Below are 12,639 nucleotides of genomic sequence, written 5' to 3'. Positions count from 1 at the left end.
CTCCCGGTCTAGCCGCGTTCCCGGCCGTTGGCCGGTTGTGTCTGACGTCCTTGGTACCCGACGAGCTTGTGATGTTCCTGGATCGGCCGGGCCGGCAGCGTAAGCGCCGCCCGGCGGATGCGCTCGGCATCGCCGGTGATGTCGATCGTGTGGATGCGGTCGTCGGCTCCGATGCCGATCACCAGCAGGACCTGAGCGCGCCCACGGGCGGCGATCACGATGCCCGGTGCCCCGTCGATGAGCATGACAGCACCGGCGCGCGCCCGCCGGGCGAAGCGGCGGGTCTCCTCGGCGACCTGCCTGGCGCCGCGCACCGTGGTGGGCACGTCCGCGGGGACCAGGGAGCGGTCAACCGTGCGCACGACGTCGGGTGCGAGCAGCTCGAGCAGGCTGGCGATGTCGCCACCGCGGGAGGCCGCCAGGAACGCCTCCACCACCTCGAGGTGGCCGGCCGTGCTGCGGGGCTGGGCGGCCGGGGCGGCCTGCAGCCGGCCGCGGGCCCGGCTGGCGAGTTTCTTCGCCGCGTCCGGCGACCGATGCAACAACGCGGCGATCGTCTCGAACGGCATGGCGAACACGTCGTGCAGCACGAAAGCGACGCGCTGTGCCGGTGAGAGGCGGTCGAGCACGACGAGCAGGGCGCTGCTCACCGACTCCGCCAGCAGCGCGTCCTCGTCGGCAGGCGCCGACGCCGCCCCGGCCAGCCGGTCCAGCTCGTCGGGTTCGGCGAGGGGTTGCTCGGCGCGGCGCTTGCGCGCCCGCAGCTGGTCCAGCGCCTCGCGCGCGGTGATCGTCGTGAACCAACCGGAGAGGTTGTCGACGGCCCGAAAGTCCGCGCGGCTGGCCTTCAGCCACGCCGACTGCACCGCGTCGTCCGCGTCGGCCACCGAACCCAGCAGCTGGAACGCGACCGATCGCAGGTGCCGCCGATCCGCGTCGAAACGCTCCGCGAGAGCCACCAAATCCGTTGTTGCGCTCATGGGTCACCTTTTCTGCACGGGAATCGTCAAGGAGATGACCGCATCCACTGGACTTCCTGTTGCGAAGGAGACCAACACCATGACCCTACCGATTGTGCGCCGCGGCGCGCTCAGTAACCAGACAATTCGCCGCGGAACTCGCTGCGCGACAAGGGATTGATCCACATGAACACCGCACTTGTCGTGATCACCCTGTCGACCGCGGCCGTCACCGCCGCGATCGCCATCGCCGATTTCGTTCCGGCTCGATTCGTGCTGGCGAACTCCGCCCAAGTCGGGGTACCGCGTTCGTGGTTACCGGCGCTGGGCGCCGTGAAGCTGGCCGGAGCCGCCGGGATCGTGGTCGGGCTGCTGGGCGCCCGCGAACTGGGCATCGCCGCCGCCGCAGGCCTGGTCCTGTTTTTCGTCGGCGCGGTGTTGACGCATGTGAAGGCGCGCGTCCTGTACAACATCGCGTTCCCCGGGGCCTACTTGTGCCTGTCCGCAACGTCGCTGGCGCTGATGGTCGCCCACTGAACATCGTCGGATCAGCCGGGAAAGTACCGGATCCGCTCGATCGCGTTGCCGCGCCGGGTCACATCGGCGAACATGATGGCGCGCCCGTGGCCCGAGTTGATGGAGACCGCGACCGTCGGGCCGGCGCTCTTGGTCTTGGTCGCGCCGGCCCCGTCCAGTTGTTCCACCAATTCGGCCAGCTCAAGCGGATCGCGATCACCCAAAGTTATTGGGGCCGTTGATGACAGCGCGCGTGCCGCGGCGAATGCGTCTCCTCGCGCGGCGGCGGCGAGGAATGTCCGCACCAGCCGTTGGTGGCGTGCCCCCGCCCGACGGAATCCGGCCATGAATCCCGCGGTCCCCCGCCATCCCTGATTGGTCAGCAGGCCTTTGGACAGGTGCAGCGCCGGGCTCGCCGCGCCCGGTCCGGTGCGCAGGAACTGCGCCATCATGGCGGGCAGTTCCCAGTACGCCCGTAGTTCGCCGATCAGCCACTCGCCGTTGGCTTCTCGGAGGTCGTAGCGCAGGAATGCGGGGATGTACATGGTCACGGCGGGGCCCATGGCGACCTCGAGCTCGAGATCGCGCAACACCGTCGTGCCGACGACGATGTCGAGATCGCGGTGGAATTTGATGTCACGCGGGCCGATGAACGTGTCGTAGAAACGGCCGATCTGTTCATGCCCCACGTGGGGCCGCGAGCCCACCGGATCCTCGACGCGGCCGTCGCGGGTGAACAGCCCCACCCATCCGGCCCGATCGTGCGCGGCGGCCGCCTGCGGTGAGCGCTCCACCGCCGCGAGTAGACGTTCCCGGTCCAGCGGCACCACCATTACGATCCCCCCACCAATTCGACGCCGACGGATTCCAATTCCGCCAGCGCCTGGGCGGCCGCATCCGCTGTTGTGGCCGCGGTCAGGTCGACGAGCACCCGGGTCCTCAGACCCGCCCGCGCCGCGTCCTCGGAGGTCCGCCGGACGCAATGGTCGGTGGCGATGCCGGCCACGTCGACGTCGTCAATGCCGCGCTGCCGCAACCACTCCAGGAGGGGGGTGCCGTTCTCGTCGGCACCTTCGAACCCACTGTACCCCGCGGAGTAGGCGCCTTTGCGAAAGACGGCATCGATGCGCGCGGTGTCCAAGTCGGGCCGAAATTCGGCGCCCGCGCTTCCGGCGACGCAGTGCGGCGGCCAGGTCGAGGAATAGTCCGGCCGGTCGGAGAAATGCCCGCCCGGGTCGATGTGGAAGTCCTGGGTGGCCACCACGTGGCGATAGCCCGGCGCGCTAGACAGGTAGGCGTTGATGGCGGGCGCCACGGCGGCGCCGCCGGCCACCGGCACGGCGCCGCCCTCGCAGAAATCGTTTTGCACGTCGACGACGATCAACGCTCGCACGGGCTCCACACTATCCCGCTGGGCCAGAGCGCCGCCCTAGCTGCGCAAATCGGCGTCACGGTTTGCTCGACAGGCAGTCGGGTAATACACCGGCCATGGTGATCAGGAGAATCGCGCGACCCCTGTTGTCAGTCGCATTCATCGGGCAAGGAGTCAATTCACTACTCAACCCCAAATCGGCGGCCCAGGCGGCGGCGCCGGCAGTGGACGGCTTGCAGGCGTTGCCGGATTCGGTGAGCGCCAACATTCCGAGCGACCCCGAGACGGTCGCCCAAATCACCGCGGCCGTCCAGATCGGTGGTGGCCTGCTGCTCGCCAGCGGGAAGCTTCCGCGCATCGCTTCGGCCGCGCTGGCGGTGACGGTGTTACCGGCCAACATTGGGGCGCACTCGTTCTGGAACGAAAGCGATCCGGCGGTCAAAGCCCAGAAACGGCAGCAGTTTCTGACCGACCTGAGCCTGTTGGGCGGACTGTTGATCGCCTCCGCCGACACCGCGGGCAAGCCGTCGCTGGGGTGGCGTGGACGCCGCGCGGCCGAACGGCTCTCCGAGCGGGTGTCGTCGGCGTGGCCCGGATCCGACGATTCGGCCTTCGACGGCGAATTGTCGGAGCTGGGCGACCGGATCGCGCACGGCCTGCACGTCGGCGCCGAACGCGGCCGCGAACTGGCCAGCACCGCGGCGGAACGGGGTGCGCCCTACGCCGAAGCCGCGCTGGAACGCGGCCGCGAACTGGCCAGCACGGCGGCGCAGCGCGGTGCGCCGTATGCCGAGACCGCGCTGGAGCGCGGCCGCGAGCTGGCCAGCACCGCGGCCGAGCGCAGCAAGCCGCTGGCGAAGAAGGCCCGCAAGCGCGGGGAGGAATGGGCCGACGAGGCCGCCGACCGCGCGGCCTACCTGGCCGAGAAGGCGCGTAAGCGCGGCGAAGAACTGGCCGAAGAGGCCGCCGATCGGGCCGCACCGCTGGCGAAGAAGGCGCGCAAACGCAGCGAGAAGCTCGCCAAAAAGGCGCGCAAGCGCAGTGAGAAGCTGGCCGACACGGCGCGGGTGCGCTCCGAGGAACTCGCCGAGACCGCGCGCAAGCGCGGCAGCCACTTGGCCGACACCGCACGCGAGCGCGTCGGCGGGCAGGTCGAGACCGGTCGGCGCAAGCTGTCCTGGTAATTGCGCGGGTTAGTCCGCCCAGCGTGACCGCAAGGCCCCTGGCGTCCACGCGGGCCAGTCCGGTGAACCGATCGTCGTGCCGCCGGTGAGGCGGGCGACGATGCGCGGCCCGCGAAGGCGGCTGTTGTCGTAGACGGTGGCGACGTCGGATAGCGCGATGGCGTCGGTGACTGGCGTCCACAAGCGACGATGGCGCTCTCGGACCTTGGTTTCCGGTACGTCGTGGCCGCCGGCCCGCACGCGGTGCCGGACACGTTCGACGGCAAGGTCTTCCGGGATGAGCATCGCGTGCAGGACGACGGTGAAGCCCGCTCGGTGGGCGGTGCGGATGAGGTCCAGCTTCGACGGGTGGGAAAACACGGTCTCCGCGATAAACGACCGCCCCAGGTCGATCAACTTCGCGCGCGTGTCGGCGGCGATTTGCGCGGCCTCGTAGGCGCGCCCCGCCGACTCCCCCGGCCAGCGCTGCCTTGCGATTTCGTCGGCGTTGACGACCGGGCTGCCGGGCAACAGCGGCGCCAGGGTGAACGCGATGAAGGTCGACTTGCCGGCACCGTTCGGCCCGACCACCAGGTCAAGTCGCTGCATCGGACCGCGCCGGCGAACGCCGGGTCAGCGCCCGCGCGCCAGCATTACGGCGGCGCCATCGGGCAGGTGCTCGACGATGTCGCCGTCCTCGTTGAGGGCGACCGTGGTGACCCCATGCCCGGCCAGCGTCGCCCCGTAGTTGGCGTGCACCAGGCTTTCTTCAATAGCCGCGGAGATCTCGGCGTTGAACACCACGCCTTCCTCGACGGTGAGTTCGCCGGTCGCCAGCTGGCCGGCCATCGCGGCCTCGACCCGCCGACGCGAGGCGGTGTGCTGGCTGGACACCGCGCGCCCGACACGCGCCCAGTGGTCGAGTTGCTGCTTGGCCGAACGGCTCTGGCGGGCGCCTTCGGAGGCCGCGCTGTCCATCAGGTCGGACGCCACCCGGGTCACACGATCGGGAGCGTCGGCCATGACTTCCTCCTGGGGCGCAGCATGTCGTTACGTTCTGTAGCAGAATGATACACCGGCGCGTTTGGCCCTGCTAGCCGCGCTGCCGCAGCACGGCGTCGACGATCGCCTCGACGTCTTCGCCGGCGTCGACGGTCCCGCCGACCTCGTCGGGGCCGAGGGGCTCCAGGGTGTCCAATTGCGAGCGCAGTAGCGCGGCCGGCATGAAGTGGTCGGTCCGGGCCGCCAGCCGGCGGGCGATCAGTTCCGCCGAACCGGACAGATGCAGGAACTCAACACCCGGGCAGTGCGCGCGCAACTGGTCGCGGTACGTCCGTTTCAGCGCCGAACAACTCACCACCCCGCCGTCGCGGTGAGCGGCGAGCCATTCGCCGACCTTGTCCAGCCAGGGATAGCGGTCGTCGTCGTCGAGCGGTTCGCCGGCCGCCATTTTCGCGATGTTGGCGGCCGGGTGCAGCGTGTCGGCGTCAACGAACGGGACCCACGTACGTTGCGCGAGCGCCGCCCCGACGGTCGACTTGCCCGATCCGGATACGCCCATCACGACGACGGGAGCCGTTCGGCTCACCCGGATTGTTCGCCGAGGTTGCGGTTCCATTCCAGCCAGCCGACACCGTTGCGCCCGTCGGCGGTGGTGATCGTGGCCCAGACGCGGGGGAACTGGCTGACCCGCCCGTCGGCGGCGACAAGCCGGACCGGCGCCTGGCCGCGGACGTCCACGTTGGCGGTGATCTCCCCCGGGTTGAGCGTCAGCGTCGCCTCCAGCGGTAACCCGTTGCCGTCGAAGGACTCTCGCGAGTCGACGGTCTGCAGCTCGGTGACCCGGCCGTCGGCGCGTTGGGTGTAGCCGATGCTGAACGCGGGCGCCCCGGGAATGCGGATGTTGACGCCGTGCAGATGGGTGCCGTCGTCCAGGTGCAGCGCGCTCCACATCCAATCCATGCCCCACCAATCGCGCACCCCCCAGGAGTGATCGCGTTGGCCGGGAACCGCGTCGAGGCGGTAATCGATCCCGTCGATGCTGACGGTGCCCGAGACGGTGCACGGAATCTCATACCGCGTCGTCACCCCGTACTTGTACGGCGTGCCGTCGGTGTCCCAGACCAGGCTCATGGTCATGTCGACCGGCGTTCCGGATTCCCCGCGCAACAGCGCCGCCGGGTCGGCGTACGCCTGACCCCGCGCGCGCACGTCGACGCGATAGCTCCGCAATGGCGTACCGGCGGAATGGCCGAGCTCGAACTCGTCGGCGCGCACCGTCCACGGGTCCGCCGGCAGCGGAACCTGCGCGTCGACGGCGACGGTCGGCACGTCGGGGCCGCACAGCAGCACGTGCACCCATGCGGTCTGCTCGTTGGCCACCAGGCCGAGGCGGAACCAGCCCCCCAATCCCTGTGCGGTGTCGGCGAAGTCGGCGTACCAGCTCTCGCTCCACAACGGTTCGGCGGTGGGATCGTGGGCGAGCTCATCCTCGGGCGAGGGTTGCAACGGCTCGGGCGCCACCGCGGCGGGCAGCGTCGCCAGCGCGTCCGTGTCCAGGACGTGATCGCAGTGCCGGCGCAGCATCGTCATGAACATCTGGTCACCACGGTCGGTGCGCTCCACCAGCATCGAGGAGACGATCGCCATCATCACGCCAAAAAAGCTCTGCCGGCGCACGCCGTCGGCGACGTCGGCCAGGGTCAGGGGCGCTTGGGGCCCCAGCGCCTCGTGGTATGCCCGCAGCAGCGCGTCGTAGTGCTCGCGGCGGTCCTCGGTGGGCAGCGCGCACCCGAGGAAATAGGACAGGTCGGTCAGTGCCGGTCCCCACGACACCGTCTGCCAGTCGACCACCGTCAGCGCGCGGTCGGCGCCCGAGGTACCGAACAGCATGTTGTCCAACCGGTAGTCGCCGTGCACCAGGCCCTGTATCCCGGACGCCTGGGCCTCCTGGTCGAGGTAGGCGTCGAACGCGGCAACCAGGCGCTCGCACACCACGCGGTGCTCCGGTGCGATCTGGTCGCCGTAACGGTCGACGAATCCGGCGTACAGCGGGGTGATCATCGCCTGGTTCAGCGGCGCCTCGCGGTTGAGCCACGGCGCTTCGGCCAGCGAGACGTCACCGAGCAGCGGGCCGTGCAGCCGTCCGAGTTCGACGGCGCCGAGGCGGGCCTGTTCGATTGTGGCGCCGGCGATTTCATCGCCGACCACGGCCGGGCCCGCGTCGCCCAGCAGCAGGTCGAACACGCCCGTCGAGGTGTCGACCGCCGCGTGATAGCAGGGCGCGATCGGCCCGCCCAGTCGAGGCGCGATGTCGCCGTAGAAGCGGACCTCCCGCTCGTAGAGTCCCAGCGCCAGCCCGGTCTGCCGGCTCACCGGGTCGGTGGCCGCGACCTTGAGCACCACCGACTCGGGCCCGCCGTCGGCCTGCGCGTAGTTGAGCCGGATGCGGTAGCACTCACTCATCTGGCCGGTGCCGATGCGCTCGACCGAGAAATCGGCGATGGTTCCGGTGCCGATCACCGCGGCCAACCAGGAGGCGGTGAGGTCACTCGGGGTTTCGATGACTTGCTCGGTCTCGGCGTGCATGAGGGTTAGCGTGCCAGGTCAGTGCGCGAGTGAGAAGCCGTCCCAGGCCATCCGGCGGTGCGGGTGTGGATCGAACTCGACCCGCGATTTGCGGTCGAAGACCATCACGGCGCGGTCGGTGGCGTTGTAGCGGGGCCAATCCTCGCCCGGGACGCCGGTGCGGCTGAAGGCGCGCCACCGCCGTTGCACCTGGTTGCTGACCCGCAACGCCGCGCGCCGGTCGGCCGCCGCGGTCAGCAGGGCGCCGAATCTGGTGCGGTAGACGTCGAAGACGGCCAACAACTCGGTGGCATGGGTGGCGCCGAAACCCGACCAGCGCAACGTGCGCGGGGCGTAGTCATACCGGTAGAGGTAGGTCGGCGCGTGCGCGCTGTGGGCCTCGGCGATCTGCCAGGCCGCCGATCCGAACGCGAAGTCACCGCCGAGCTGGATGCACGCCGCCCGCTCGGGGTAGTCCGGGTACGCGGCGGTAATGCGTTCGCGGATAGCGGGTTCCGCCTCGGCCAGTAGCTCTTCGACCATCGACTCGTTGGTCGGCAACATCGCCAGGAACCGGGTGAACAGCCGGCCCTCTTCGGCGTTGGTGCCGACGATCAGCGGTACCGGGTGCGCGTCACCGCGCCGCATCGCCTCGACGGGATCCATCGGCAGCACGTCGTCCCCGACGACCGGACCAATCGGGAAGGCACCCAGCCTGTTCTGCATGCCCTCGTCGATCAATGCGTGCTGGGTTTTCACCAGTTGGGCGGCCGACGCCCGCATCAGCGCGTCGGCGGCGTCCTGCTTGCGCACGCCCAGCAGGCCGGCGAAGCGGTTCGCGAACTCGGCGGCAACCTCTTTGGACCGCGTGAGGCCCGATGCGGGACTCTCCGAAATGGCCCGGGCGAACAGGCCTTTGGCGGAGGGCACCGCCAGCAGGGAGGCGGTGATGCACGCGCCGGCGCTCTCGCCGAAGATCGTCACATTGTCCGGGTCACCGCCGAACCCGGCGATGTTGTCGCGCACCCACTGCAACGCCAGCACCAGATCGCGCAGATACAAGTTGCTGTCAATGGTGATGTCGGGTGTCGACAGCGACGAGAAGTCCACACATCCCAGCGCGCCCAGCCGGTAGTTCACCGACACGTACACGCATCCCCGGCGTGCCAGGGCCGCGCCGTCGTAGAGCGGTGTCGCCGAGCTGCCAAGGAAGTACCCGCCGCCGTGGATGAAGACCATCACCGGCAGCGGCCCCTCCGTGGCACCCTCGGGCGCCACGACGTTGAGGGTGAGGCAGTCCTCGCTCATCGGTTGATAGCGGCCGCCCAGACCCGACAGGCCGAGCAGGGTGTAACGGCGCTGCTGGGGTGCGCAATTGGCGAAGCCGTGGCAGTGCCGCACCCCAGACCACGACGCCGCCGGCTGCGGCGCTTGGAAGCGCAGGTCTCCCACCGGTGGACGGGCATACGGGATCGACCGCCACCGATGGACCCCGTCGCGGGTGAAACCCTCGACGGTGCCGGTGGCCGTGCGTGCGCGGACAGTCCGGTCATGCATAACCCGACGGTAACCGACATGACGGCGTTAACGCGCGCGCAGCGCGTTATTTGCCCGGCGCGGCGGTTAGCCTGACTGGATGCGGATAGCTGCGATGATCGCCGCGTCGGTACTGGTCGCCGGCTGCTCACACACCACGGGCAACCATTCGGAGCCGACACCGAGTACCACCCAGACCTCCGTTGGGCCGTCCGGAAGCAAGACGCCAGGAGCATCCGCCGCGCCGGCCGCCGGCGCCGCGGTCTCCGACGTCATCGCGTGGATAGAGGCGGCCCGGCCCGCCGATCCTGGCCGCTACCACACGGCTATACGCGACGGCGTGGCCACACCCCTGGGCAGCGACATCGCCCTGGCGGCGGTGGGCGGCAAAGTCTCCTGCATGACGGATGCCGCGCACACCGACGGCGCGCTGAATTGCCTGGTGAACCTGGCGACTCCGGCGCCGGCGCCCGCGACCGCGTATGGCGAATGGCAGGGCGGTTGGGTCACCTTCGACGGGATGCGCCTGCAGGTGGGAGCCGCGCGGGCCGACCCCGGCCCCTTCGTCAACGGCAACGGACCGGAGCTGGCGAATGGGGATTCGCTGTCGTTCGGCGACTATCGGTGCCGCGCGGACCAAGCCGGCCTGTATTGCGTGAACTACGCGCATCAGTCGGCGGCGCGTTTTGCGCCCGCGGGCATTCAGCCGTTCGGCTGCCTGAAGTCGGTGCCGCCGCCCGACGGGGTCGGCGCGGCGTTCAGCTGCTGAGGATTTCATTGCCCAACGTCGAGTTGTTGCGTGAAATCGCGGCATTCGACACCAACAACTCCACGTTCGGCGGTGGTGGTGGTGTGCGACGCGGTGGTGGGTTCACCAGGTGACCGGAAGCTCTTTCATGCCGTAAATGTCGGCCTCTTTGAACCGCAACTCCTCCGGCGGAACGGCCAGCTTCAGCCCGGGCAGCCGTCGCGCGAGGGTGGCGAACGCGACCTGCATCTCCACGCGGGCCAGGTTGGCCCCGATGCACTGGTGCACGCCGTACCCGAAACCCAAGTGTCCGCGCGTGTTTCGATCGATGTCGAAACTCTCTGGGTCGCCGACGAATTCGGTGTCCCAGTTTCCGGCGGGCAGGTTCATCATCACGAACTCCCCTGCCCGGATCAACTGGCCACCGATCACCAGATCTTCGGTCGCCACGCGGTCGACCTGGCTGTGCACGATGCTCAGATAGCGCATCAGCTCTTCGACGACGTTCGCGATGAGGGCGGGATCGTCGGTCTGGCCGAGCCGCTCGAAGGCGCTCGGATGTTGCAGCAGCGCAACGGTTCCCAGTGAGATCATATTGGCGGTGGTCTCGTGACCCGCCTGCATCATGATCACACTGTTCATCGCCGCGGTCGCGTGGTCGAGTTGACCCGTCGCGACGTACTCGGTGATCATGCGGCTGATCAGATCGTCGCCGGGTTCGCGCTCCTTGCGTTGCACCAACTCCTGGATGTAGGCGTACATCGCCCCGAAGGCCTGTCCCTTTTCCGCCTCGGACGTCTTCTGGTCGAGCCCGGCGGTGGTGTTGCGCTGGAAAAGCTCGAGATCTTCGGGCGGCACACCCAGCAGCAGCGCGATCACCAATGATGGTACCGGCAAGGCGAATTCACGCACCAGATCGGCAGGCGGCCCCACCGCGATCATCTCGTCAAGAAAATGGTCGACCATCTCCTGGATCTGCGGCCGCATCGATTCGCAACGCCTGAAGGTGAAGTTGCCGGTCATCATCCGCCGGATCCGGTGATGCTCGGGATCGTCGGTGCGCGCGAACATCACCGGGACCTCGTTGTCGGCGTTGGTGGGCATGATGGAGTCCGGAATGGTCTTCGCGGACAGCCGCGGATCGACCAGCGCCGCCCTGATGTCGGAGTAGCGGCTCACCACCCAGACCGGATTGCCGTGGAACATCGCCTGTCGTAGCCCGGGCTCTTCCCGCCAGCTCGCGAACTCTACCGGCGTTGCGAGCGGACAGTGGGCGGGACGCGGCACGGGCAGTGCAGGAAGCTCCGCGTCCGAGCAGGAGTCGGATGCCTCGAAAGATATTGACATAAGCCGCGTTTCCCATTAAATGTCAGTTATCTGCCAGTTGTAGAGCGTAAAGGGACCGTTGTCGGTAGTCAACTGTCGGTTACGCTGTCACGATGACCGCGGTGGAGGACCGGCCGTTGCGGGCGGACGCGGCGCGCAACGTCGAGCGCATACTGCGCGCGGCGCGCGAGGTCTACGGCGAGTTGGGCCCGGACGCCCCGGTGGAGGCGGTCGCCCGCCGGGCCGGCGTCGGCGAACGAACCCTCTACCGCAGGTTTCCGACCAAGGCGGATCTCGTCCTGGCGGCGCTGGAACAGAGCATCGCCGAGGATCTCACGCCGGTGATCGACGGCGCCCGCCGCGCGAAGGATCCTCTGCGCGGTCTGACCGAATTGATCGAAGCGGCGATCTCGCTCGGCGCGCGCGAACACAGCCTGCTGGCCGCCGCCCGCCGGGCCGGGTCCCTCACGTCCGACATCTCCATGTCGCTCAATGCCGCGCTCGCCGAGCTTGCCCGGGAAGGCCAGCGCCTCGGCAGGATTCGCGCCGACCTGGTCAGCGACGACCTGCCTCGGTTGATCGCCATGCTCTTCAGCGTGCTCTCGACGATGGATTCCGACAGCGACGGCTGGCGACGCTACGTCGCCCTCGTCGTCGATGCCATATCGGTCGATGAGCGGCGGCCATTGCCCCCGGCGGCCGAACTGCGCTACACGCTGCCGCCGGACGGCTGGCCTCTGTGAAGGAACGGCCGCTCAGCTGGCCGGCAGACCCGCCTTGACCGCGGCGTCCTGTTTGCGCGCGAGATCGAGCAGGATGTCGGCTGGCGTGGGATTGCCTATGACACAGTCGAATTCCATATCGACCATGGCCCTGCCCTCGACGAATACCGCCTCAGAGATCTCCATCGGATTCGCCGGGTCGGTGCTCTGCCCGATCACCATGAATCCGTTGGTGCCGACGTCGATGGGCTGCTGCTCGCCGCTGACCTTCTTGCCGACGACGTCGCGCATGTTCGCGGCCGTCTTGTCGGCCGTCGCCGCGTCGGGAAAGACCGCGATCGTGTCGATGATGGTGCGCTTGCCGTCGGGGTTCTTGAAGACCTGCCCCACGCCGACGATGCCGCCCGGATTCTGGCTGGGCGGCCCGTCAGCGGTGGCGTGCGGGCCGACGTCGGAGGCCTGGATGAGCAAGGAGCTGTAGTTCGCCGGCGCCCCGGGTGAAGACGGGGCGCTCGACGAGATGGCCGCGCTCGACGACGCGGCCGGACCCGATGGCGCCGTCGAGTTCTTGTCCTCGCCGCAGCCGGCGATCGCGGCGCTGAGCAGCATCGCGGCGGCCGCCAGGCCGACCGCGGACGTCCGGACCTTTGTCATGAGCCCTCCTTTGTGAGGTCAGCTATTTGTAACCCGTACCCGGGCCACCCGCAGCGTGAACACGCAAACTATGTGG

The 12,639-nt window shown here is 68.9% G+C and carries 14 protein-coding genes; 4 read left to right on the top strand and 10 right to left on the bottom strand.

Going from position 1 to position 12,639, the window contains the following annotated elements; all coding sequences use genetic code 11:
* Positions 1–8: 8 nt before the first annotated feature.
* Positions 9–980 carry a sigma-70 family RNA polymerase sigma factor gene (locus W7S_RS11950; protein WP_008256428.1) on the bottom strand — a complete coding sequence of 324 codons (972 nt, stop codon included), beginning with the start codon at positions 978–980 and terminating at the stop codon, positions 9–11.
* Between the two features lie 165 nt (positions 981–1,145).
* Between W7S_RS11950 and W7S_RS11945 the strand changes: the two genes are divergently transcribed.
* Positions 1,146–1,496 (top strand): DoxX family protein, encoded by a 351-nt coding sequence (locus W7S_RS11945; protein WP_008256426.1) that lies wholly within the window; start codon positions 1,146–1,148, stop codon positions 1,494–1,496.
* Positions 1,497–1,507: 11 nt separating this feature from the next.
* On the opposite strand, the gene W7S_RS11940 is transcribed toward W7S_RS11945, so the two are convergent.
* Complete coding sequence (locus tag W7S_RS11940; RefSeq protein ID WP_020822443.1) at positions 1,508–2,308, bottom strand: ketosteroid isomerase family protein; 801 nt, start codon at positions 2,306–2,308, stop codon at positions 1,508–1,510.
* Positions 2,308–2,868 (bottom strand): pyrazinamidase PncA, encoded by a 561-nt coding sequence (pncA, locus tag W7S_RS11935; RefSeq protein ID WP_014711572.1) that lies wholly within the window; start codon positions 2,866–2,868, stop codon positions 2,308–2,310. Before pncA ends, W7S_RS11940 begins: the two co-directional genes overlap by 1 nt.
* Before the next feature lie 95 nt (positions 2,869–2,963).
* On the opposite strand from pncA, the gene W7S_RS11930 reads away from it, so the two are divergent.
* On the top strand, positions 2,964–4,031 hold the full coding sequence (locus tag W7S_RS11930; RefSeq protein WP_020822441.1) for a DoxX family protein: 1,068 nt from the start codon (positions 2,964–2,966) through the stop codon (positions 4,029–4,031).
* Positions 4,032–4,040: 9 nt separating this feature from the next.
* On the opposite strand, the gene W7S_RS11925 is transcribed toward W7S_RS11930, so the two are convergent.
* The 5 genes from W7S_RS11925 to W7S_RS11905 form a co-directional block, all read right to left on the bottom strand.
* Positions 4,041–4,619 carry an AAA family ATPase gene (locus tag W7S_RS11925; RefSeq protein ID WP_014711570.1) on the bottom strand — a complete coding sequence of 193 codons (579 nt, stop codon included), beginning with the start codon at positions 4,617–4,619 and terminating at the stop codon, positions 4,041–4,043.
* 24 nt (positions 4,620–4,643) lie between these two features.
* Positions 4,644–5,033 (bottom strand): hypothetical protein, encoded by a 390-nt coding sequence (locus W7S_RS11920; RefSeq protein WP_008256419.1) that lies wholly within the window; start codon positions 5,031–5,033, stop codon positions 4,644–4,646.
* A 70-nt stretch (positions 5,034–5,103) separates the two neighbouring features.
* Complete coding sequence (locus tag W7S_RS11915) at positions 5,104–5,598, bottom strand: gluconokinase (protein ID WP_014711569.1); 495 nt, start codon at positions 5,596–5,598, stop codon at positions 5,104–5,106.
* On the bottom strand, positions 5,595–7,598 hold the full coding sequence (locus W7S_RS11910; protein WP_014711568.1) for a phosphotransferase: 2,004 nt from the start codon (positions 7,596–7,598) through the stop codon (positions 5,595–5,597). Before W7S_RS11910 ends, W7S_RS11915 begins: the two co-directional genes overlap by 4 nt.
* Positions 7,599–7,616: 18 nt before the next feature.
* On the bottom strand, positions 7,617–9,134 hold the full coding sequence (locus W7S_RS11905) for a carboxylesterase/lipase family protein (RefSeq protein WP_014711567.1): 1,518 nt from the start codon (positions 9,132–9,134) through the stop codon (positions 7,617–7,619).
* 79 nt (positions 9,135–9,213) lie between these two features.
* Here W7S_RS11905 and W7S_RS11900 point away from each other — a divergent pair, with 79 nt between their 5' ends.
* Positions 9,214–9,882 carry a hypothetical protein gene (locus W7S_RS11900; protein WP_179945108.1) on the top strand — a complete coding sequence of 223 codons (669 nt, stop codon included), beginning with the start codon at positions 9,214–9,216 and terminating at the stop codon, positions 9,880–9,882.
* A 102-nt stretch (positions 9,883–9,984) separates the two neighbouring features.
* Here the strand turns inward: W7S_RS11900 and W7S_RS11895 are convergent, their stop codons facing one another.
* On the bottom strand, positions 9,985–11,208 hold the full coding sequence (locus tag W7S_RS11895) for a cytochrome P450 (protein WP_036455752.1): 1,224 nt from the start codon (positions 11,206–11,208) through the stop codon (positions 9,985–9,987).
* A gap of 92 nt (positions 11,209–11,300) precedes the next feature.
* Between W7S_RS11895 and W7S_RS11890 the strand changes: the two genes are divergently transcribed.
* The gene (locus W7S_RS11890) at positions 11,301–11,930 is read left to right on the top strand and encodes a TetR/AcrR family transcriptional regulator (protein WP_008256409.1); all 630 of its coding nucleotides are present in this window, start codon (positions 11,301–11,303) and stop codon (positions 11,928–11,930) included.
* A 12-nt stretch (positions 11,931–11,942) separates the two neighbouring features.
* Here W7S_RS11890 and W7S_RS11885 read toward each other — a convergent pair whose 3' ends face one another.
* The gene (locus W7S_RS11885; RefSeq protein ID WP_008256406.1) at positions 11,943–12,563 is read right to left on the bottom strand and encodes a hypothetical protein; all 621 of its coding nucleotides are present in this window, start codon (positions 12,561–12,563) and stop codon (positions 11,943–11,945) included.
* Positions 12,564–12,639: the final 76 nt, after the last annotated feature.

It is taken from the genome of Mycobacterium sp. MOTT36Y (genome assembly GCF_000262165.1).
GTDB classification, from domain to species: domain Bacteria; phylum Actinomycetota; class Actinomycetes; order Mycobacteriales; family Mycobacteriaceae; genus Mycobacterium; species Mycobacterium intracellulare.
Note: the sequence above shows the minus strand (reverse complement) of the source record. Positions and strands in the feature narration are given on the sequence as shown.

What these genes read in the sequence shown, in the direction of transcription:
- W7S_RS11900 (WP_179945108.1), top strand. Translation starts at nt 9,214, where the DNA reads ATGCGGATAGCTGCGATGATCGCCGCGTCGGTACTGGTCGCCGGCTGC.
- W7S_RS11940 (WP_020822443.1), bottom strand. Translation starts at nt 2,308, where the DNA reads ATGGTGGTGCCGCTGGACCGGGAACGTCTACTCGCGGCGGTGGAGCGC.
- W7S_RS11925 (WP_014711570.1), bottom strand. Translation starts at nt 4,619, where the DNA reads ATGCAGCGACTTGACCTGGTGGTCGGGCCGAACGGTGCCGGCAAGTCG.
- W7S_RS11895 (WP_036455752.1), bottom strand. Translation starts at nt 11,208, where the DNA reads ATGTCAATATCTTTCGAGGCATCCGACTCCTGCTCGGACGCGGAGCTT.
- W7S_RS11945 (WP_008256426.1), top strand. Translation starts at nt 1,146, where the DNA reads ATGAACACCGCACTTGTCGTGATCACCCTGTCGACCGCGGCCGTCACC.
- W7S_RS11950 (WP_008256428.1), bottom strand. Translation starts at nt 980, where the DNA reads ATGAGCGCAACAACGGATTTGGTGGCTCTCGCGGAGCGTTTCGACGCG.
- W7S_RS11920 (WP_008256419.1), bottom strand. Translation starts at nt 5,033, where the DNA reads ATGGCCGACGCTCCCGATCGTGTGACCCGGGTGGCGTCCGACCTGATG.
- W7S_RS11890 (WP_008256409.1), top strand. Translation starts at nt 11,301, where the DNA reads ATGACCGCGGTGGAGGACCGGCCGTTGCGGGCGGACGCGGCGCGCAAC.
- W7S_RS11930 (WP_020822441.1), top strand. Translation starts at nt 2,964, where the DNA reads ATGGTGATCAGGAGAATCGCGCGACCCCTGTTGTCAGTCGCATTCATC.
- W7S_RS11885 (WP_008256406.1), bottom strand. Translation starts at nt 12,563, where the DNA reads ATGACAAAGGTCCGGACGTCCGCGGTCGGCCTGGCGGCCGCCGCGATG.
- W7S_RS11905 (WP_014711567.1), bottom strand. Translation starts at nt 9,134, where the DNA reads ATGCATGACCGGACTGTCCGCGCACGCACGGCCACCGGCACCGTCGAG.
- W7S_RS11910 (WP_014711568.1), bottom strand. Translation starts at nt 7,598, where the DNA reads ATGCACGCCGAGACCGAGCAAGTCATCGAAACCCCGAGTGACCTCACC.